Here is a 19,779-nt window from a genome sequence, read left to right on the forward strand (position 1 = left end):
CCCATCAGGTGATATGGAAGATGAAATCGCTGGCCTTGAGCGTGGCCGTCATATTCTGCAGCGTCAGCTTCTCATGCTCGGTCACCGACTGGCTGATCTGCTGCTGCCACGTGATCAGCGTGTCGCTGCCGTCCTGAATGATGGTGAGGTTGTTGATGGAGCTGACGCCGGAGAACTGGCGCAGGTCGATCTTGTCCAGGCCTTCGATGAAATCGGTGATGGTGTGCGTGGCGGTATCCCCGGTCGAGCCCGGCGCAAACACGAACTGATCCTTGCCGCCGCCGCCGGTCAGCGTATCGCCGGTCGTGGGTGCGAAGATGACGTCCTTGCCGGCCGTGCCGGTCAGCGTGATGCCATTGCTGGTATCGCCAGCCTCGTCGAAGATGAAGTTGACGGCGTCATAGGCGCCGGTGGTGTTGTCCGTGACCGTCAGCGTGATCTGGTCGGTGTTCGGCGGCGTGGCACCGGGATTGTAGGTGACACCATTGTTGAAGGCCGTGTTGATGTCGTCGAGCAAGCCTGACGTTGGCGACAGATCGACGCTGCTGCCGGGCGCATGAGCAGTGATCGCCGTGACCGTAAAGTCATCCGTCGACGCGCCGGAATCGGTGTCGGTCACCGAGAGATTGAAGATGGTGTCGGTACCGGCCTCGCCGTCATGCACGACGTAGAAGCGATCGGTGTCGATCACGGGCCCGCCGGCGGGGGCGGTCACGATGGTGCTGATGGTGGCGGCCTTGTCCGAGACCGGCGCGGTGCCGTCGGTGCTCATCGCCGTGATGTCGATCGTTGCCGGCGACACGGCGGTCGTGATGCCGCCGGTATAGGTGTCGTCGAGCGCATGGACGCCGAGCGGATCCGGCGTGCCGGTGAAGCCGTTGGCCGGCACGAAACGGATCAGGGTGTCGGTGCCCAGCACCAGCGCATGGGTGTCGCTGACCGAGCCGATGTCGACCCATTGATTGGTGCCGGCGACTTCGTATTGCCAGACGCCCTCGGTGGACGCAGCCGTGTCCGAGGTGACCGCGATGGCCTGGAAGCTCGCGCCGTCGTCGACGTCGTGGAACTTGCCCGAGAAGAGATCGCTGATGGTATCTCCGGCCGGATTGCTCTGGTTGCCGGCAACAGAGACCAGAGTCGTGCTATCGAGCGTCGGTGCGTCGTTGACGCCGGTGATCGTGACGGTGACGTCCTGCGTCACCGTCGCGTTGTGGTTGTCGATGAAGGTGACGGTGTAGACTTGCGTGATGGCCTGGCCTTCAGCCAGCGACTGCAGCACCGGATCGTTGTCGTCGAGCGAGAAATGCCAGCCCAGCGTCGCGCCATTGTCGGTGTCGCTGCTGGACTCCGTCACCGACGGATCGATCGTGAATGTGCCGATATGCGAATTGCTGTCGAAGCCGGACAGAGCCGAGCTGACGGACGACGACTTGAACACGGCCGTCGCCGTGTGCGTGTCGATCAGGTCGAGATCCTGGATCGCCAGCGTGCCGCCGGTCGACAATGTCGGCGTGGCCGCATCCTCGACCACCCCGCCCATGGCCGCCGCGGCATCGCTCGTAATTGTCGGCGCATCATTGGCGCCGTTGATCGTGACCGTGACGTCCTGCGACACCTGTGCACCGTGATTGTCGGTGAAGGTGACCGTATAGACCTCGGTGATCGACTGGCCCTGGGCCAACGACTGGAGCACCGCGTTGCCGTTGTCGAGGCTGAAATGCCAGCCCAGCGTGGCGCCATTATCGGTGTCGGTGTTCAACTCCGTCACCGCCGAATCAATCGTAAAGGTGCCAAGCGGCGTATCGTCGTCGAATCCGGGCAGATGCGCGCTCGACGTCGACGACTTGAACACCGCCGCAGCAGTGTGGGTGTCGATCAGGTCGAGATCCTGAATGGCCAGCGTGCCACCGACCAGCAGCGTCAATCCTGTGTCTTCGGTCACGGCGCCCGTGGCGTCGGCCGCGCTGCTCGTGATCGTCGGCGCGTCATTGATGCCGGTGATGGCGACCGTGACGTCCTGGGTGACCGTGCCACCGTGAAGATCGTCGATCGTAACGGTGTAGACCTGGTTGATGGTCTGGCCTTCCGCCAGCGACTGCAGCACCGCGTCCCTGTCGTCGAGCGCAAAGCTCCAGCCGACCGATCCGACCGTGCTGACGCCCGGGGTCTCGCTTACCGAAGTGAGCGCGAACGTACCAATATGAGATGTGTTGTCGTTGAAGCCGGGCAGATGCGCTGTCGACGTCGTCGACTTCAGAACGTAACTCGCGGTATGAGTGTCCGTGAGATCGGGGTCGTTGAAAGTAATGATGCCGCCAGCCGACAAGGTCGCCGCCGTGTCCTCGATGACCGCGCCGGTCGGGGTGGTCGACGTGCCCACGATCGTGGGCACGTCATTGGTTCCCTCGACGCTGACATCGGCGCCATTGATGGACACCGTGATCGGCGTACTGACGACGCCGCCATGACCATCGTCAACCTGAATCACGTAGTTGAGAACCAGCGTCTCACCATCGGCGAGGAAATCAAACAGGTGGTCGGGAACGCTGTACGTCCAGGTCGCGGAACCGTTATTGCTGTTCGCCACGCCCTGCACCACGGTCAACGGCACCTCGACCGCAGTGACTGCAGCAAGCTGCTCTGGCGTCAGGGACGAGGTGATATCTTGGCCGTGCGCGTCGAGATATTTGAACGGCTGGTTGGTTGAGAGCGCCGCGCTGACGACCGGCCGATCCGTCAGATCGACATCGGTGAAGGTGACTGTACCGGTCATGGTGTCCAGCACAGTATTCCCGGTCCCGACTTTCTCGACGACGGTCCCACCAGACGTCGCGACAGTCGGCTTGTCGTTGGTGCCCGTGATCGTGATCGTGATCGGGATGGTCGTGGCTTCGGGGTTGACCGAGAAATTGTCGTCGACTCGGACCATGTAGGTCAGCGTCAGCGTTTCCCCGGCTCCGAGGAAGTCGAAGACGTGGTCGGGAATCGTGTAGGTCCAGACTGCTGAACCGTTGTTGTTGTTGGCTGCGTCGGGAACGACGCTGATCTGGATCTGCGTTGCCGCGATGTCCAGCTTTTGCAGGGCAGTGAGCGCGGCGGTGACATCATGCTGGCCGGAGTCTTTGTAGACATAGTTCGGTGCATCAGCGAGATTCACCGATACCGTCGGTCGGTCTCCGAGATTCAGATCGACGAATGTGATCCGGCCGGACACGGTGTCAGGCCCAACGGCGTCGCCGGTCCCGTCCGAATGGTCGGCGGTCGCGTTCGCGTGCTCGGTCAGCTTGAACGACGACGCGACGTTGCCGTTGAGATCAAGGCTCTGCGCTTTGGGCGGGCCGGGAAAACGATCTACTCCCTTGTCGGTCCCGCCTTGCCCAGGGCCGGTGCCAGTGTTGACGGTGTTGGCGAAGGTCGCGGTCGCAGTGGCTCCGGTGTCCGTCTTGATGAAGACGATGTTGCCGTTCTGCGTGATGGTGTCGGTGAAGTTCGTGGTCAGCTTGGTGTTGGTGTTGTTGTCCGTGAACTTCAGCGTGAACACGTCGGTGATCAGCTTCTGCACGTCGGGCGACAGCAGCGCGTTGCTGACCGAGACGTTGCCGCCGCTGATCTGGATCATCTGGCCGGCCTGATTGACCGTCGCGATCGGCAGCAGCGTCAGCTTGTCGAACAGGATGTAAGAGCCGGTGGTGCCGTTCGGCTCGACCAGCACCTGGAAATTGGCTTGCGGCTGGGGTTCGGGGTTCGGATTGGTCGGCGTCGCCGGCGGAATGATGAAGCTGATTTCGGTCAGCACCGCCGTGCCGCGGATGCCCATGGTGGCGACCGGCGTATCGATCTTCATGTCGCCGTGCTTGGCGGTCTCGCCGGCGACGAAGGTGATGGTGCCGGCGACGAGGCTGAGCAGCGAGGAGTTGTTCGACCCGTTGGGGTCGTAGACCATCTCGTTCAGCACCATCCGCGCATTGGAGGACAGGCCGAACACAGTGCCATCGATGAAGGTGATGCCGAGCGTCGATTCCGAGCCGGTCGAGACCACGTCGCCCTTCTCGACATTGTCGCCGTTGTTCAGGACAACCGAGACGCCGTTGCGGATCGCGGTCGCGCTGCCGGTCAGCTTGGTGACGTGACCGATGACCTGCGCCGTGGCGGCGCCGGGCGCGGCCTGGGCAATTTGGACGTAGCCGGTAAGCGCGCTGACGATGTCGCCGGTGAGATGGGCGCCGTCGGGCGAGGCGATCGCGGCGCGCTTGTCGCCCCTGAAATAATCGTGAACGACGATGTCGTGGCCGTCATGGGACAGCACGAGATCGAGACCTGTGCGCTTGAATTCGCCGTGGAAGATCAGATTGGGGTCGGCAATGACGACCGCGCCGTCGGGCACGTGGCCGTGAGCCTTCGCGGTAAAGGAATCGACATGCCCGGAGGCGGGCGCGCGGAAACCCTGGCCATCCAAGGAGAGCGCGGCGTCAAATTTGCCAGCGTAATTCAACCGGGCACCGAAAAAGGGTTAATATTTATGAAAGTATCGACCGCCTAAGCTTGCATACCATTACCAAGTCCTTAGCGAAACCATCCATTGCTTGTGTGATTTGGCGTCACTTGGCTTTCGGTGACTATGCTTACGGCGACATCCCTAGAAAAAATGAAGTCATTCTTGCGGCTTTTTCCGGTTTAGTCTCGTTGATCTGGCCGCACGTCCCGCCGCCCCATGTATTCGACCGTATAGATCTGTCTACAGATACTTGAGTCATCTTTTGTTCGGTGTGCCCCGCACCATCCTGCGGCAAATACGGAACAAAATCTGTGAGCCAACTAACAGAACCCGTGAAATAGCGGGTCATTAGCCATAAGACCCGGAACTGCCCCCGCTACAACCCATGCTTGTAATCGGCTCGATTGCGCGGCGTCCGGCCCTCTCCTAGCCGGCGATTCGCAAAATTTTACGCAATTTGGGCAGGCCCGCTTCAGCCTGCCCCACGGTTTTGGCGGCCCCGCCCCGGCGCGTTAAGCGGAACAAAACGGCACGGCTCGCACTATCTCCGCGAAAGCAACAAAGTCGGCACGTTGAGGTCGACGGGACCAAAGCGAAGCCGGGAAGGGGATGTCAGATGGAGACCGCCGCTCAGCGGCGCGCCTGGCGCGTCATCATTGCTCTATGCGGATTGATCCTTCTCGGCTCAGCCGCCGATCTTCGTGCCGGCACGTTGCTGTCGCCGGGCCCAGGCGTGCTCGTGCGCAAGTCCGCCGAGCCGTTCGGCGTGTTCGCGTTCGCCATTTCCGCCGGCAACCTGCGGCAGAAATGGTTCGCGTTGAAGGAGAAGCTCGATGACGACATGGTGCAGCTCGCGCTGTGCGACGGCGATCGCGACAATTGCGCGTCGCCCGCGGCCTTGAAGCTGCTCGCCATCGTCGACCAGGCCCGCAGCCGCGACGGACGCGCCCGGCTCGGCGAGGCCAACCGCGCCATCAATCTCGCCATCCGCGCCGCCAGCGACGGCACTGATGACGTCTGGAGCTCGCCGCTTGCGACCTTCGCGCGCGGGGCCGGCGACTGCGAAGACTATGCCATCGCCAAGCTCGCCGCACTGCGGCTTGCCGGCGTCGCCGCGGAAGACCTCCGCATCGTCGTGGTCCGCGACGTCAGGGCCGGCGAAGAGCATGCGGTCGCCGCGGCCAGGCTCGACGGCCATTGGCTGATGCTGGACAACCGCCGCATGGCGATGGTCGAGGACGAGAACGCCCGCACCTACCAGCCGCTGTTCGTGCTGTATCAGTCCGCCGTGCTGAAATATGTCGCCGAGCCCGTGCAGTTCTCGATGCTCGGCCCCGAGGCGCATTGAATCGTCCTGTAGCCCGGACCTCATACGACCATCCGCCACAAATCCGTTTCGCGCACCGGTCCAGGACGCTAGCATGGCGCCCTCGATGCGGGGGCGACGGGAATGCGGTTGATCGTGCTGACTGTGCTTGCGCTGCTGGCTTGGCCGGCGGCATCAGGCTTTGCGCAATCGGGCACATCAGCTCCCTCCATCGCCGACCGGCTGCCGCTGTTTTCCAGAAACAACTGCCAGGCGATCCGCGACCCCGGCAATCAATTGTTCTGCGGTGATCCGGAGCTGTCTGCGGCCGCCGAGAAACTGAGCACGGCCATCGAGGCGCGGCTGGCCCGCCTGCCCGATCGCCTGCCCGCGATCGAGGAGAACGCGATCTGGATCCGCCAGCGCAATCTCGGCTGCGGCATCGTCGGCCAGAGCGCTGTTCACACCGAGGATTTCGACCGGGTGAAGGCCTGCCTGCTCAAGGTGACCGAGGATCGCGCCGCGATCGTGCACGATCCGGATTTCGACTGTCTTGCGGCCAACACCGCAGCCGGTGCGCTGATCTGCGCGGATCCATCACTGGCGCTGACCGAGACCGAGCTCAACGCCCAGGTGCTCGCACTGATCAGCAAGCTCGACCCGACCGCCGCGCGCTTTGCCTTCGCCGAATACGGCCGATGGACGCGCGAGCGCGATCGCAAGTGCAATCTGGTCGGCAAGGAGAATGTGCCGCTCGAAGAGCTCGGCTCCGCGGAAGATTGTCTCGCTGATCATCTCAAGCGCAAGACCGAGGAGATCACAGCCGCCAGGGGCGACCCGAAAAAGGTGTTCGGCCGGCAGGTCGCAGCCCACGAACCCGACACCGACGCCGTCGATTTCTGCGCCGCGCGCATCCACGCCGCCAATGCGTGCGGCAATTTCCTCCGCATCAACCGCGTCTACGCGCTCGACAGCCAGGTGACCGACCAGGAGGCGCAGGTCACCGGCGAGATCGAGATGGTGGTGCTGGCGCCCTTCACCACCTGCAGCAAGGTCGCCTCCACCTGCACCGGCACCTGCTGGGACGCCGGCACCGGCCACCCGCAACCGGGCACCGCCAACAAGGAGCGTTCGGCGGCCGCCTTCAACGTCACGCGCCGGTTGAGGATCCAGCGGACGTTTGCTTTCGTGAAAGGCACGGATGGCTGGCGCTGCCGCGAGGACGAATTGGCGCCCGTCAATTCAGGGACGGCGGGTGGGGGATCGTAGCTCTTACCCTCCCCTGGAGGGGGAGGGTCGATCGCGCGCGGCGCGAGCGGGGTGGGGTGATCTCTCCACTCGAGCAGCATTCATTGCGGAGAGACCGTCACCCCACCCCGCTCCGCATTTCGCTTCGCTCCATGCGAAGCGACCCTCCCCCTCCAGGGGAGGGTAAGCGAAGATCAAAACATCAGATTGTCCTTCACCAGCACCCAGCGGCCGCCCTTGACCTGCTGCACCTGGGTGATGGTGTTGGCAAGGTGGTCGGTCTTGGAGAACTTGGTCGGCGGCGAGTTGAAGATGTCGAGGAATTTCTGGCCCGACTCCAGTGAATCGAGCATCTTCTGACCGGTCAAATCCTTGCCGGCCTTGTCCGCGTAGAACGCAAACGTCATCACCGCGTTGTAGCCGATGATCGCCTGCGTGTTGGCGTCGGTGCCGAACATCTTCTTGTAGTTGATCAGCCAGTCGTGGACCTTGCCCTTGGCGGTGTCCTCATAGGGAATCTCGAATCCGCTCGCGGCATAGAGCCCCTCGACCGCCTCCTTGCCCAGCGTCGGCACTTCCAGCACGTTGGTTGGCGTGGCGCCGAGGAAGGTGACGTCCCAGCCAAGCTTCTTTGCTTCCGTCATCGCGCCGATGGTCTCGCGGATCACGGTGCCGAGCACGACGAGATCGCAGCCGTCCGACTTCATCTTGGCGACCTGCGCGCTGAAGTCGGAGGCTCCGCGCTTGTAGCTCGTCACCGACGCCGCCGGGATCTTCATCGCGGTCAGCTGCTGATTGAAGCCGTCGAGCACGTTCTTTCCGTACTCGTCGTCCTGATGCATGATGCAGGGCTTCTTGAAGTTCTTCCACTCCATCATGTATTTCAACGCCGCCCGCGTGCTCTCGACGTAGGGCAGCAGATTGTTGAACTTGAGCCGCTCCTGCGGCTTGGCCGGATCGAACTTGAAGGTGAATTCGGCGGCCGTCAGCGGAAACAGCTGCAGCACGCCGGCATCGAACAGGATGTCCTGCGCGGCGAGCACGGTGGGCGAGCCCATCCCGCCGATCATCGCAAAGATCTTGTCACGCTCGACCATCTTCTGCGAGGCCAGCACCGCCTTCTTCGGGTCGTAACCATTGTCCTCCAGGATCATCTTGATCTTGCGGCCCTGGATGCCGCCGGCCGCGTTGATCTCTTCGACCGCCATCTTCATGCCGTTGGAGACAGGCACGCCCCAGACCTTGATCGGGCCCGACAGATCCTGATGGGTGCCGATGACGATCTCGCTTGCCGAGATGCCCTCATTGGTGACCTTGGTTTGCGCCGCGGCTGGCAGACAGGTGAGCGCCAGCGCACTCACAGCAAGGCCGACCGCTTTCAACGATTTCGACATTGACGTCTCCTCTCCTCAGGCCCCGTTTGATGCGAAGGGCGGGGCCATCACCGCTTCGCTGTTTCTGGAACGAGATGATCTAGGCCACCGCGCGCTCGCGATACATCGCGTCGATCTCGGCGGCGTAGCGCTTGTTCACGAAATTGCGTTTCAGCTTCATGGTCGGCGTCAGCTCCTCGTCCTCCGGGGTAAGCTGGCGCTCGATCAGGTAGAATTTCTTGATGGTCTCGACGCGGGCGAAGTTCACGTTGACGCCCTCGATCTCATGCCAGATCAGATCCTGGATTTCGCGGGCCCGGCACAGGCTGGCGTAATTGGTGAAGGGAATGTCTTGGTCCTGGGCGAATTTCTCGACATTCTCCTGGTCGATCATCACGAGACAGGTGAGATAAGGCCTCTTGTCGCCGATCACGACGGCGTCCGAAATGTAGGGCGAGAATTTCAGCTGGTTCTCGATCTCCGACGGCGTGACGTTCTTGCCGCCCGAGGTGATGATGATGTCCTTCATGCGGTCAGTGACGCGGACGAAGCCCTCATTGTCGATGGTGCCGACATCGCCGGTGTGCAGCCAGCCGCGATGATCGATCGTCTCCGCGGTCTTCTCGGGCTGGTTCAGATAGCCCATGAACAGGAAATCGCCCCTGATCAGGATCTCGCCGTCACCCGAGAGCGCGACCTCGCCCCAGGGCACCGCCGTACCGACCGAGCCGAGCTTGATGCGCTCGGCCGGCATCATGGTCGCGACGCCGCAATTCTCGGTCTGGCCGTAGACCTCGTGCATGTCGATGCCGAGCGCGAGATACCAGCGGATCAGATCCGGCGCGATCGGCGCCGCGCCGGTGAAGGCGATGCGGCATCGGTCGAGGCCAATCATGCGGCGGATGTTGCGGAAGGCGAGCTGATAGGCGATGCGGTTCGCAATGCGCAAGCCCAACGGCGGCGCCCTGCCTTCGATCCGGCAATCGACCATGCGGTAGCCGATCTTGATGGCGCGGCGATAGACCCATTGCTGGAATGGCGTCGCGTCCTTCAGCGCGATGGTGATGGCGGAATAGAATTTTTCCCAGATCCGCGGCACCGCGAGGAACACGGTCGGCTGCACCTCGCGCAGATTGTCGGGAACGGTCTCGGGGCTTTCGGCAAAGTTCATGACCGAGCCGAGCGCGACCGAGATGTAATAGCCGCCGACGCGCTCGGCGACGTGGCAGAGCGGCAGGAAGATCAGCCGGTCCTCGTCCTCCCGCGCGGGAATGAAGTCGTTGGCGTGCCGCATCTGGTGCGTGACGCTGCGGTTGGCGTGCATGGCCCCCTTGGGCGGGCCGGTGGTGCCGGACGTATAGACGAGGACGGCGAGATCATCAGCGCTCCGGCTGTCGACCATCTCCTGCCACAGCGCCTCGCGGCCGACCATGTAATTTCGGCCGAGCGCGCGAAATTCGTCGAGCGACATCACCATGTCGTCGGAGAAGCCGCTGAGGCCCTCCATGTCGAACACAATGACCTTGTGCAGGCTCGGACAGCGCGCACGGCAGGTGAGGATCTTGTCGAGCTGCTCCTCGTCCTCGGCGAAGATCACGCGCGTCGTGGAATCGTTGAGGAGGTATTCGACCTGGGCCGAGGAGTCGGTCGGATAGATGCCCGAGGAGACGCCGCCGGCGCACAGGATGCCCATGTCGGCGTAGACCCATTCCGGGACGGCATTGGCGATGATCGAGGCGACATCGCCCGGCATGAAACCAACGGCGCGAAGGCCGTAGGCGATTTCCTTTGATATCTGCAGCCATTCGCGCCAGCTCGTCGGCTGCCAGATGCCGAACGTCTTCTCGCGGATCGCGGGCCTGTCGCCGCGCAGCTCTGCTGCGCGCAAGAAGCTCTTCGCGATCGTATCAGCGACCGTCAGCACCGCCGCTCGGGCCATGCGCGTCTCCTTCTTGTCGCCCCTGATGGCTCATCGCCAAGTTCTTCATCGCCAGGTTCTCATCGCCAAGTCTTCTTCTTTTTCCAGCGCCGTTCGCCTCGCGCGCCCGCTTCCTTGGCGCCGAGGTAGAATTCCTGGATGTCCTGCGAATGCATCAAGCGGTCGCAGCTGTCGTTCATCACGACCCGGCCGATCTCCAGCACGTAGCCGTAATGCGCGGTCTCCAGCGCCACGCGGGCATTCTGCTCGACCAGCAGGATCGACATGCCCTGCTCCTCGTTGACGCGGCGGATGATGGTGAAGATCTCCTTCACCAGGATCGGCGAGAGGCCGAGCGAGGGTTCGTCGAGCAGCAGCAGCGTCGGCCGGTTCATCAGCGCGCGCCCGATCGCGAGCATCTGCTGCTCGCCGCCGGAGAGCTGGCCGGCCGGCTGGTTGATGCGCTCCTTCAGCCGCGGGAAATAGCCGTAGACTCGCTCCAGGTCTTCCACCACGCCGTCGCGGTCACTGCGCGGATAGGCACCCATCATCAGATTTTCCCGCACCGAGAGGAACGGGAACACCTCGCGTCCTTCAGGCACATGGCTGAGGCCGAGACGGACGATCTTGTCCGCTTCCATGCGCTGGATCGGCTTGCCCATGAACTCGATCGACCCCTTCTGCGGATCGAGAATGCCGGAGATCGTCTTCAGCACCGTGGTCTTGCCGGCGCCGTTGGCGCCCAGCAGCGTGACGATGCGGCCGCGCGGCACCTCCAGCGAGATGCCGCGGATCGCCATGATCGGCCCGTAATAGCTCTCGATGTTCGAGAGTTTCAGGATGATATCGGGCGCCGCGCTCGCATCCATCGCTTACGCTCCCAGATACGCGGCGACGACGTCGGGGTGCTGCTGCACCTCCGAAGGCGAGCCCATCGCCAGCACTCGGCCGTAGTTCAGGGCGATGACGCGGTCGGAGACGCGGTTGACCAGCGACATGTCGTGCTCGACCATCAGCACGGTGACGCCGAGCTCGCTCTTCATGTCGCGGATCCAGAACGACATGTCGTCGGTCTCCTCGACATTGAGGCCGGAGGACGGCTCGTCGAGCAGGATCAGCTTCGGCTCCGAGCAGAGCGCTCGCGCGAGCTCAATCACCTTGCGGACACCGTAGGGCAGGCCCGAGATCAGCTTGTCGCGATAAGGCTCGAGATCGAGGAATTCGATGACCTGCTCGACCCGGCGGCGATGAACCTTCTCGTTGGTGCGCACGCTCGGCAGGAACAGCAATTCCTGCCAGAGCTGCGTGGTGGAATGGCGGTGACGCCCGACCAGCAGGTTCGACAGCACCGTGGCATTCTCGAACAGCTCGATGTTCTGGAAGGTGCGGGCGATGCCGAGCTTTGCGATGTCGTAAGGCGGCTGCTCGGTGATGTCCTGGTCCTCGAAGAAGATGCGGCCCGAGGTCGGCCGGTAGATGCGCGAGATCAGGTTGAAGATCGAGCTCTTGCCGGCGCCGTTCGGTCCGATGATTGAGAGGATCTCGCCCTTCTCGACCGCAAACGACACCGCATCGACGGCCTTGAGGCCTCCGAAATGCAGCGACAGGTTCTCGGCGCGAAAATAGCTCATCGGTTCCGCTCCGACTTCACGTAGATCTTCTGCCGCTTGAAGGTCGCGCGCTTGTAGAGCGGAAAGAGCTGGAAGAAGAGCTTGATCTTCAGCCAGCGGCCGTAGAGCCCGAGCGGCTCGAACAGCACGAACAGCACGATGATGATGCCGTAGATCGCGCCCTTCAACCCGTTGAGCGAGGCGAAGGCCGCCACCTCGGACTGGATGTTTCCCGCGGTCGCCGTCCCTGCGCCCAAGGTCGTGGCGATGCCGGCGATGATGCCGGGCATGTCGTCCTTCAAATAGGTCAGGAACGGATCGATCATCACGATGAAGATCGCCCCCAGCACCGCGCCGTGCAGGCTGAAGGTGCCGCCGATCAGGATCACGATGATGAACTCGATCGAGAGCTGCAGTGTGAACATCTCCGGCGAGATGAAGGAGAGCTTGTGGGCGAACAGCACGCCGGCAAAGCCTGTGATCGCCGCCGAGATCGCAAAGGACTTGACCTTATAGAGCGCGACGTTGACGCCCATGCTGCGGGCCGCGGTCTCGCTGTCGCGGATCGCGACGAAGGCGCGCCCGGTCGGCGAGCGCAGCAGGTTCAGCGTGCCGACGATGGTCAGCACCAGCACCGCGAGGCAAAGGAAATAGAAGGTCGGACTGTCGCGCGAGACCGTCACGCCGAGCAGCGACAGCGCCTTGACCCGCAGGCCCTCATTGCCGTTGGTGACGCTCTCCCACCGCGCCAGGATCTCTTCGACGATGAAGGCAAAGGAGATGGTGGCGATGACGAGATAGATGCCTTGCAGCCGCAGCGCGGGAAAGCCGACCAGCGCGCCGATACAGCCGGTCAGGGCGCCTGCGGCGAGGAAATAGGCGGGGAAAGGCACATTGTACTTCTGCAAATAGGCCGCCGTGTAGGCACCGATCGCCAGGAACGCGGCGTGTCCGAGCGAGGCCTGTCCGGTAAAGCCGGTCAGAATCAGCAGCGCCACGCCGACGGTTGCGTAGATGCAGACGAAGACGAGCTGGCTCATCAGATAGCTGGAGAGCACGTAGGGTGCGATCAGCAGCACCGCGAACAGCAGGCCATAGGAGACGACATAGCCCGAATGCGGGAACAGCCTGATGTCGTCCTCGTAGTCGGTCTTGAACAGGAAGCGCATGCGTTCAGACCTTCTTGCGGGCGTGAAGGCCGAACAGGCCTTCGGGCTTCAGCAGCAGCACGACCAGCAGCACGATGTAGGGCGCGACGTCCTTCCAGCCCTCGGGCAGATAGAATCCGGCCATGCTCTCGATCACGCCGATCAGGACGCCGCCGACCACCGCGCCGGGGATCGAGCCGAAGCCACCGAGCACGGCGGCCGGAAATGCCTTGAGCCCGAGCACGAGGCCGACATTGGAGTGAATGAAGGTGATCGGCGCCAGCAGCACGCCGGCGCAGGTCGCCACGGCCGCGCTGATCGCCCAGACGATCGACACCACGCGCTTGACCGGAATACCCATGTAATAGGCCGCCAGCATGTTCTCGGAGCTGGCGCGCATAGCGGTGCCGAGCGCGGTCTTGTTGAAGAACAGCCAGAGCAGCGTGCAGAGGATGATGGTCGCGGCGATCACCGAGAGCTTGTCATGGGCAAGCACCAGCGAGCCGATGCGCAGCACGCCCTGGCTGAACGGCGTCTCGATCTTGAAATCGTCGGTGCCCCAGATCATGCCTGCGACCGAGCGCAGGAAATAGCCGAGGCCGATGGTGGCCATGATGATGGAGAATTGCGGATAGCCGAGGATCGGCCGCACCACGATCCGCTCCGCCAGCATGCCGAACAGCGCCATCGCGGCCACTGCACCGGCAAAGCCGACCCAGTAGTTGAGCCCCATCATGCCGATGAAGGTGAAGGCGAAGAAGCCGCCCAGCATCATCAGATCGCCCTGGGCGAAATTGACGACCTCGGTGGCCTTGTAGACGAGCACGAAGCCGAGCGCGATCAGGCCGTAGACACAGCCGAGTGCAACACCGCTGACCAGCTGCTGAACGAAATCCAGCATCGCCGCGTCCTCCCGATACAACCAGCGGTTCTGATGACCGCCTTGCCGCATCTTGTGTCCAGCCGCTACGCGGTCGTTGCACCGCGCGCGCCATTTGTCCCGGCGGCAATTCAGCCTGAACGCCCGCGCGCTGTCAACAAACGGTGACTTCTAGGGCGTCTTGCCTTTAGTCCAAGATGGATGCCGGAATTTGCGGCAGCGCGATTCACCGTGCCGAAACATCTTGGGGTCATGGTCGCGACCGATGCAAAACCTGTTAGTGTGGCCGTCATGAAGCCGGACAGCTCGGCACTCGAAGTCCGAGGGTTAACGAAGCGTTTTGACCGTTTGGCGGTCGATAGCCTCGATCTCACCATCCATGCCGGCGAATTCTATGCGCTGGTCGGCCCCAACGGCGCCGGCAAGACCACCACTTTGCGCATGGTCGCAGGCCTGCTCAGGCCCGACGAGGGCGGCGTCGCGATCTTCGGCATCGATGCGCTCCAGGATCCTGTCGCGGCCAAGCAGGTGATGGCCTGGGTCTCCGACGAGCCCATGATCTATGACAAGCTCACCCCGCTCGAATATCTCGAATTCGTCGCCGGCCTCTGGGGCATCGCGCCGTCCGCCTCGAAACCGGTCGCCGAGGAGCTGCTGGGCTCGCTCGGGCTCGAGCCGCACCGGCACGAACGCTGCGAAGGCTTCTCCAAGGGCATGCGCCAGAAGGTCGCGCTCGCCGGCGCGCTGGTGCACGACCCCCGCCTCATCATCCTCGATGAGCCGCTGACCGGCCTCGATGCCGTCTCGGCGCGCCATGTGAAGGGACTGCTCAGCGATCGCGTCCGCGCCGGCTGCACCGTCATCATGACGACGCATATTCTCGAGGTCGCCGAACGCATGGCCGACCGCATCGGCGTGATCGCCGCCGGCCGCCTGGTCGCGGAGGGTACGCTGACCGAGCTGCGCCAGCAGAACGGCCATGCCGACACGAGTCTCGAAGATCTCTTCATCGCCTTGGTGACGCTCCAGGACGCCGCATGAGCTCGGCGACCGCGCTGTCCTGGTTTGCCCGTCACGAGCTCCGCCTCGCCTGGCGCGAATGGTTCGCGATGATGACGGGCGGTCGGCGCCGGCGCGCCCGCGCCGCCGTCGTCGGTCTGCTGTTCTTCGCTGCACTGCTGCATGTGCCGGCCTGGGCCGTGATCGGCCGCTTCGCCAATCTGCAGCTGCCGCTCGACAAATCCTCGCTGATCGTGATCTCGGCGACGATCTTGCTCGCCTGGACCCTGATGCTGTCACAGGCGATCGAATCGGTGACACGGGTGTTTTACGCCCGCGCCGACCTCGACCTCATCATGTCCTCACCGGCAACGCTGGCCAATCTGTTCTCGGTGCGCATCGCCGCGATCGCGCTCAGCGTCACGGTGATGGCGCTGCTGTTCTCGACGCCCTTCATCGACGTGCTTGTGATCGGCGGCGGCGCGCGCTGGCTCAGCGCCTTCGGCGTGGTGGTCGCGATGGGCCTGTCGGCGGCCGCGATCGCGATTGCCGTCACCATTCTGCTGTTTCGCCTGATCGGCCCGGCGCGGACGCGCTTCGTCGCCCAGATCCTGGCCGCGATCATCGGCGCGGGCTTCGTGATCGCGCTCCAGGTCGCGGCGATCATCTCCTATGGCACGCTGTCGCGCTTCACCATCCTGACCTCAGGCACCCTCGCCGCGCATGCGCCCGACATCGACAGCATCTGGTGGTGGCCGGCGCGGGCAACCATGGGCGACAGCGAGGCGCTGCTGCTGCTTCTCGCGCTGGGGCTCATGCTGCTCGGATGCGTGATGGCGATCTTCTCGGGCCACTTCGCCGACACCGCGATCGACGCCGCCGCTTACGGCTCATCCAGCCGCAAGCGCGCAAGGGAGCGGCCGTTCCGCGGCGGTTCGCGCCAACAGGCCCTACGCCGCAAGGAGTTCACGCTACTCTGGCGCGACCCCTGGCTAATCTCGCAAACACTGATGCAGCTGCTCTATCTGGTGCCGCCGGCGCTGCTGCTGTGGCGCAGTTTTGGTGACAGCTCTGCGGCTCTGACCCTGATCACGCCCGTGATCGTGATGGCGGCAGGACAGCTCGCCGGCGGGCTCGCCTGGCTGACGATCTCGGGCGAGGACGCCCCTGATCTGGTCGCGACCGCACCGCTGACGCCGTCCAGCGTCATCCGCGCCAAGATCGAGGTGGTGCTGATCGCGATCGCCGTCATCTTCAGCCCGCTGGTTGCGGCACTGGTTTTCGCCTCGCCATTCCAGGCCGCGATCACCGCGGCCACGATCATCATCAGCGCCGCCTCCGCCACCGCAATCCAGCTCTGGTTCCGGGTCCAGGCCCGCCGCAGCCAATTCCGCCGCCGCCAGACCTCGTCGCGGCTTGCGACCTTCGCCGAAGCCTTCTCCTCGATCGGCTGGGCCGCCACCGCCGCGCTGCTGCTCACGCTGCCGACCGCCGGCATCGTCAGCGGCCTGATCACCGCGGGCATGGTGGCGATGACCTGGAAGTTCAGCCCAAAGCGCGAGTAAAGGCGGGAGTGACGGTGCGACACTGACGCGCTGTTGATCGCGCCCTGTTGGCGACGCGCCGGATTGCACGCTAGACTTCCCCTGAAGTCATCGAGGACGGAGTCATGCGGCGATTGATTTCGGCGGCATTTGCGCTGTTGAGCGCGTGTCTCTCGCCTGCCCTCGCCCAGCAGCCGCCTCAACGCAGCGAGTGCCTCGCGATGGCAAATGCGGCGCCCCGCGCCATGCCGGTCGTCTTCCGGCAGGCGGCCGCCGCGGCGCCAGAGGTCGAGATCACCTATGCCGGCCACTCCACCTATTTCATCGATACGCCGGGCGGGGTGCGCATCGCGACCGATTACAGCGGCGCCTATCAGGTCGGCCGGCTGCCTGACGTCGTCACCATGAACCGGGCGCACAGCACTCACTATTCGCTCAATCCCGACAAGCGCATTCCCCATGTGCTGCATGGCTGGGGCGAGGACGGCAAGCCGGCTGCCATTTCGGAGCGCATCGGCGACACCTTCATCCGCAACGTCACGACCGACATCCGCCGCTATTTCGGCGACGATTCCGGCACCGACATGATCCGCGACGGCAATTCGATCTTCATCTTCGAGGTCGCCGGCCTCTGCATCGGTCATCTCGGACATCTGCATCACAAGCTCGACGATAGCCATTTCGCCCAGATCGGCCGGCTCGACATCGTGATGGTGCCGATCGACGGCACCTACACCATGTCGCTCGATGGCATCTCGGAGATCACCAGGCGCTTACGTGCCTCCGTGGTGCTGCCGATGCACCGCTTCGCCACCCCGCTCGACGAGTTCATGCAACGCATCGGCAAGCAGTTCGAGATCGACCGCCGCATCGAACGTTCCTTGCGGATCTCGCGGGACACGCTGCCGACGACGCCGACGGTAATCATCCTCGACGGGGTTTGACGCGCAATTTTCTCCAAGCCGGATGACGGCCGGTCGTGCTGTCCTCCTGAGCAACAGGAGATCGACATGAGCGACTTCAAGAGATTGTTGCACGCGGATGGACCCAACCCCGAGCATGCGGCGGCGCTCCAGCTTTACGGCCGCTTCGTCGGCGATTGGGATGCCGAGATCACCGCCCACGGGGCGGATGGAACGAAACACACCGCACCCGGCGAAATCCATTTCGGCTGGGTGCTGGAGGGACGCGCCATCCAGGACGTCTGGATCATTCCGCGCGCCGCGGGCAGTCCCGCCTTCCCGGTCGCCGGCAATTGGTACGGCACGACACTACGCGTCTACGACCCCACCATTTCCGCGTGGCGGATTTCCTGGTTCGATCCGGGACGCAGCGTGTTCCGTCAGCAGATCGGCCGCCCGCACGGCGAGGATATCGTGCAGGAAGGCACGACCGAAGCCGGAGACCTCACGCGCTGGAGTTTCGTTGAAATCACAGGCGAATCCTTTCACTGGCTCGGCGAGGTCAAGCCCACGACCGCAACCGACTGGCGGCTGGTGGTCGATGTGAGGGCGACGCGGCGCAAGGCGTGACGGATTCCGGGCGGCTGCCACGTGCTCGCTGCAACCTCTTCCGTCGCTGCCAAGGTGCCCTGAGCAACGCGCGCTGCTGCGTGGCGCGATCAGGTGCTAGGCTCCCGCCATAAAAACATGAGGGAGCGAATTTCGATGGCTGCAAGCGGTCTGCCCGCCAACACCAGCGGGCTCTTCATCGAGCCGCGCGAGGACTGGCTCGCGCAACATCAGGAAGAGATCATCGATCCCTTCAGGCCGATCGTCGATCCGCATCATCATCTCTGGAATCGCGGCCATCGCTATCTGATCGAGGAGATGGCTGATGACATCGCTTCCGGCCACAACATCATTGCGACCGTCTATGTCGATTGCCGCTCGATGTACCGCGCGCACGGGCCCGAAGCATTCAGGCCGGTCGGCGAGGTCGAGTTCGCCAACGGCGTGGCGGCGATGAGCGCGAGCGGTGGTTACGGCAAGGCCGCGATCTGCGCCGGCATCGTCAGCCATGTGAGCCTTTTGCTCGGCGATGCGGCAAGGCCGGTGCTGGAGGCGGAAATCGCCGCCGGCAATGGCCGTTTCCGCGGCATCAGGCATTCATCCGCGTGGGATCCGGATCCCGTCGTCGCCGGTATGTATGCGACCCGTCCGAAGGGACTGCTGCAGGATCCAGCCTTCCGCAAGGGCTTTGCCCATCTTGCACCGCTTGGCCTCAGTTTCGATGCCTGGCTGTTTCATCCGCAGATCGGCGAGCTGACTGAACTGGCTCGTGCCTTCCCCGACACCAGAATCGTGCTCGACCATTGCGGCGGGCCGGCCGGGGTCGGCCGCTTTGCCGGGCGGCGCGAAGAGGTGTTTGCGCAGTGGCGCGCCTCGATCCAGCAGATCGCTCGTTGCGAGAACGTCGTGGTGAAGCTCGGCGGGCTCGCGATGTGCCTGCTCGGCTACGACTTCCATCTGCGCGAGAGGCCGCCGTCTTCCGAGGAGCTTGCCGCCGCGTGGAAGCCCTATGTCGACACCTGCATCGAGGCATTCGGGCCGAAGCGCGCGATGTTCGAGAGCAATTTTCCGCCGGACAAGGGCCAGTGCAGCTACCAGGTGATCTTCAACGCCTTCAAACGGATCGCGGCGCCGTTGAGCGAGGCGGAGAAGAATGCGCTGTTCTCGCAGACCGCGACCGATGTCTACCGGCTTGAACTGCCGTCATGACGCAAAAGAGGGGCCGGGATGTTGATCCCGCCCCCTCTTCCGTCGTGGCCGCTGGGAAGCGTCCGTGAAAATGACTAGCCGGCACCCATGAGGCTGGCAGGGCGGCGCTCGCCGGGCGAGAGGAGCATCCGCTTCAGCTTGTTGACGACGCGGACCATGAAGCCAATGACCGCGGGATTGGTCTTGCGGCAGAAGGCGATCTTCTTGACGTGGCCCTCGACATGCCATTTGGCATGGGCGCCGTCGCGGAAGAAGATGACGTCGCCGACGCCATAGCGTTTTGGCGGAAGCCCGTCGCTCTCCAGCACGATCGATCCTTCCAGGATCATGATCGTCTCGTCGAAATCATAGTACCAGTTGAAACGGCCTTCCGTGCAGGACCAGATGATGGTCGAGGAGGTGCCGTCCGAACTGGTCGAGAGGATGTGCGAGCGCGAGACCGGGTTGCCTTCGATGATCCAGGCCGGCTCGATCGGCCGCAACTCCAGATCCACATTGCAACTGCCGATTTCAATCATTGCCCGCGACATCTGCTTCC

Annotated in this window: 15 protein-coding genes; 7 read left to right on the forward strand and 8 right to left on the reverse strand. The window is 63.5% G+C overall.

Going from position 1 to position 19,779, the window contains the following annotated elements; all coding sequences use genetic code 11:
• Positions 1-4: 4 nt before the first annotated feature.
• Positions 5-4,492: a VCBS domain-containing protein gene (locus XH89_RS34780; protein WP_246767696.1), complete on the reverse strand. Its 4,488-nt coding sequence runs from the start codon at positions 4,490-4,492 to the stop codon at positions 5-7.
• A gap of 619 nt (positions 4,493-5,111) precedes the next feature.
• On the opposite strand from XH89_RS34780, the gene XH89_RS34785 reads away from it, so the two are divergent.
• Positions 5,112-5,843, forward strand: a complete 732-nt coding sequence (locus tag XH89_RS34785; protein ID WP_194464784.1) for a transglutaminase-like cysteine peptidase — start codon at positions 5,112-5,114, stop codon at positions 5,841-5,843.
• Between the two features lie 102 nt (positions 5,844-5,945).
• A complete protein-coding gene (locus tag XH89_RS34790; RefSeq protein WP_194464785.1) occupies positions 5,946-7,070 on the forward strand; it encodes a lysozyme inhibitor LprI family protein in 1,125 nt (374 codons plus the stop codon).
• Positions 7,071-7,243: 173 nt separating this feature from the next.
• Here the strand turns inward: XH89_RS34790 and XH89_RS34795 are convergent, their stop codons facing one another.
• The 6 genes from XH89_RS34795 to XH89_RS34820 all read right to left on the reverse strand — a co-directional run bounded on the left by XH89_RS34795 (position 7,244) and on the right by XH89_RS34820 (position 13,999).
• The gene (locus XH89_RS34795; RefSeq protein ID WP_194464786.1) at positions 7,244-8,443 is read right to left on the reverse strand and encodes an ABC transporter substrate-binding protein; all 1,200 of its coding nucleotides are present in this window, start codon (positions 8,441-8,443) and stop codon (positions 7,244-7,246) included.
• A 79-nt stretch (positions 8,444-8,522) separates the two neighbouring features.
• Positions 8,523-10,361 (reverse strand): long-chain fatty acid--CoA ligase, encoded by a 1,839-nt coding sequence (locus tag XH89_RS34800; protein ID WP_194464787.1) that lies wholly within the window; start codon positions 10,359-10,361, stop codon positions 8,523-8,525.
• A 59-nt stretch (positions 10,362-10,420) separates the two neighbouring features.
• A complete protein-coding gene (locus tag XH89_RS34805; RefSeq protein ID WP_194464788.1) occupies positions 10,421-11,209 on the reverse strand; it encodes an ABC transporter ATP-binding protein in 789 nt (262 codons plus the stop codon).
• A 3-nt stretch (positions 11,210-11,212) separates the two neighbouring features.
• On the reverse strand, positions 11,213-11,971 hold the full coding sequence (locus tag XH89_RS34810; protein ID WP_194464789.1) for an ABC transporter ATP-binding protein: 759 nt from the start codon (positions 11,969-11,971) through the stop codon (positions 11,213-11,215).
• On the reverse strand, positions 11,968-13,119 hold the full coding sequence (locus tag XH89_RS34815) for a branched-chain amino acid ABC transporter permease (protein ID WP_194464790.1): 1,152 nt from the start codon (positions 13,117-13,119) through the stop codon (positions 11,968-11,970). The genes XH89_RS34810 and XH89_RS34815 overlap by 4 nt, the downstream gene beginning before the upstream one ends.
• 4 nt (positions 13,120-13,123) lie before the next feature.
• Positions 13,124-13,999 carry a branched-chain amino acid ABC transporter permease gene (locus XH89_RS34820; protein WP_194464791.1) on the reverse strand — a complete coding sequence of 292 codons (876 nt, stop codon included), beginning with the start codon at positions 13,997-13,999 and terminating at the stop codon, positions 13,124-13,126.
• 270 nt (positions 14,000-14,269) lie between these two features.
• Here XH89_RS34820 and XH89_RS34825 point away from each other — a divergent pair, with 270 nt between their 5' ends.
• The 5 genes from XH89_RS34825 (at position 14,270) to XH89_RS34845 (ending at position 19,241) form a co-directional block, all read left to right on the forward strand.
• Positions 14,270-15,019, forward strand: coding sequence for an ABC transporter ATP-binding protein (locus tag XH89_RS34825; protein WP_194468719.1), 750 nt, complete (start codon positions 14,270-14,272; stop codon positions 15,017-15,019).
• The gene (locus XH89_RS34830; RefSeq protein ID WP_194464792.1) at positions 15,016-16,542 is read left to right on the forward strand and encodes a permease; all 1,527 of its coding nucleotides are present in this window, start codon (positions 15,016-15,018) and stop codon (positions 16,540-16,542) included. The genes XH89_RS34825 and XH89_RS34830 overlap by 4 nt, the downstream gene beginning before the upstream one ends.
• A gap of 104 nt (positions 16,543-16,646) precedes the next feature.
• Entirely contained in the window at positions 16,647-17,465 is an 819-nt protein-coding gene (locus XH89_RS34835; RefSeq protein WP_194464793.1) for an MBL fold metallo-hydrolase, read from the forward strand.
• Positions 17,466-17,531: 66 nt separating this feature from the next.
• Positions 17,532-18,053, forward strand: a complete 522-nt coding sequence (locus tag XH89_RS34840) for a hypothetical protein (protein ID WP_194464794.1) — start codon at positions 17,532-17,534, stop codon at positions 18,051-18,053.
• Between the two features lie 135 nt (positions 18,054-18,188).
• Complete coding sequence (locus XH89_RS34845; RefSeq protein WP_194464795.1) at positions 18,189-19,241, forward strand: amidohydrolase; 1,053 nt, start codon at positions 18,189-18,191, stop codon at positions 19,239-19,241.
• A 74-nt stretch (positions 19,242-19,315) separates the two neighbouring features.
• Here the strand turns inward: XH89_RS34845 and XH89_RS34850 are convergent, their stop codons facing one another.
• Positions 19,316-19,771: a cupin domain-containing protein gene (locus XH89_RS34850; RefSeq protein ID WP_194464796.1), complete on the reverse strand. Its 456-nt coding sequence runs from the start codon at positions 19,769-19,771 to the stop codon at positions 19,316-19,318.
• Positions 19,772-19,779 lie beyond the last annotated feature (8 nt).

This window comes from Bradyrhizobium sp. CCBAU 53340 (assembly GCF_015291645.1).
In the GTDB taxonomy this organism is placed as follows: domain Bacteria; phylum Pseudomonadota; class Alphaproteobacteria; order Rhizobiales; family Xanthobacteraceae; genus Bradyrhizobium.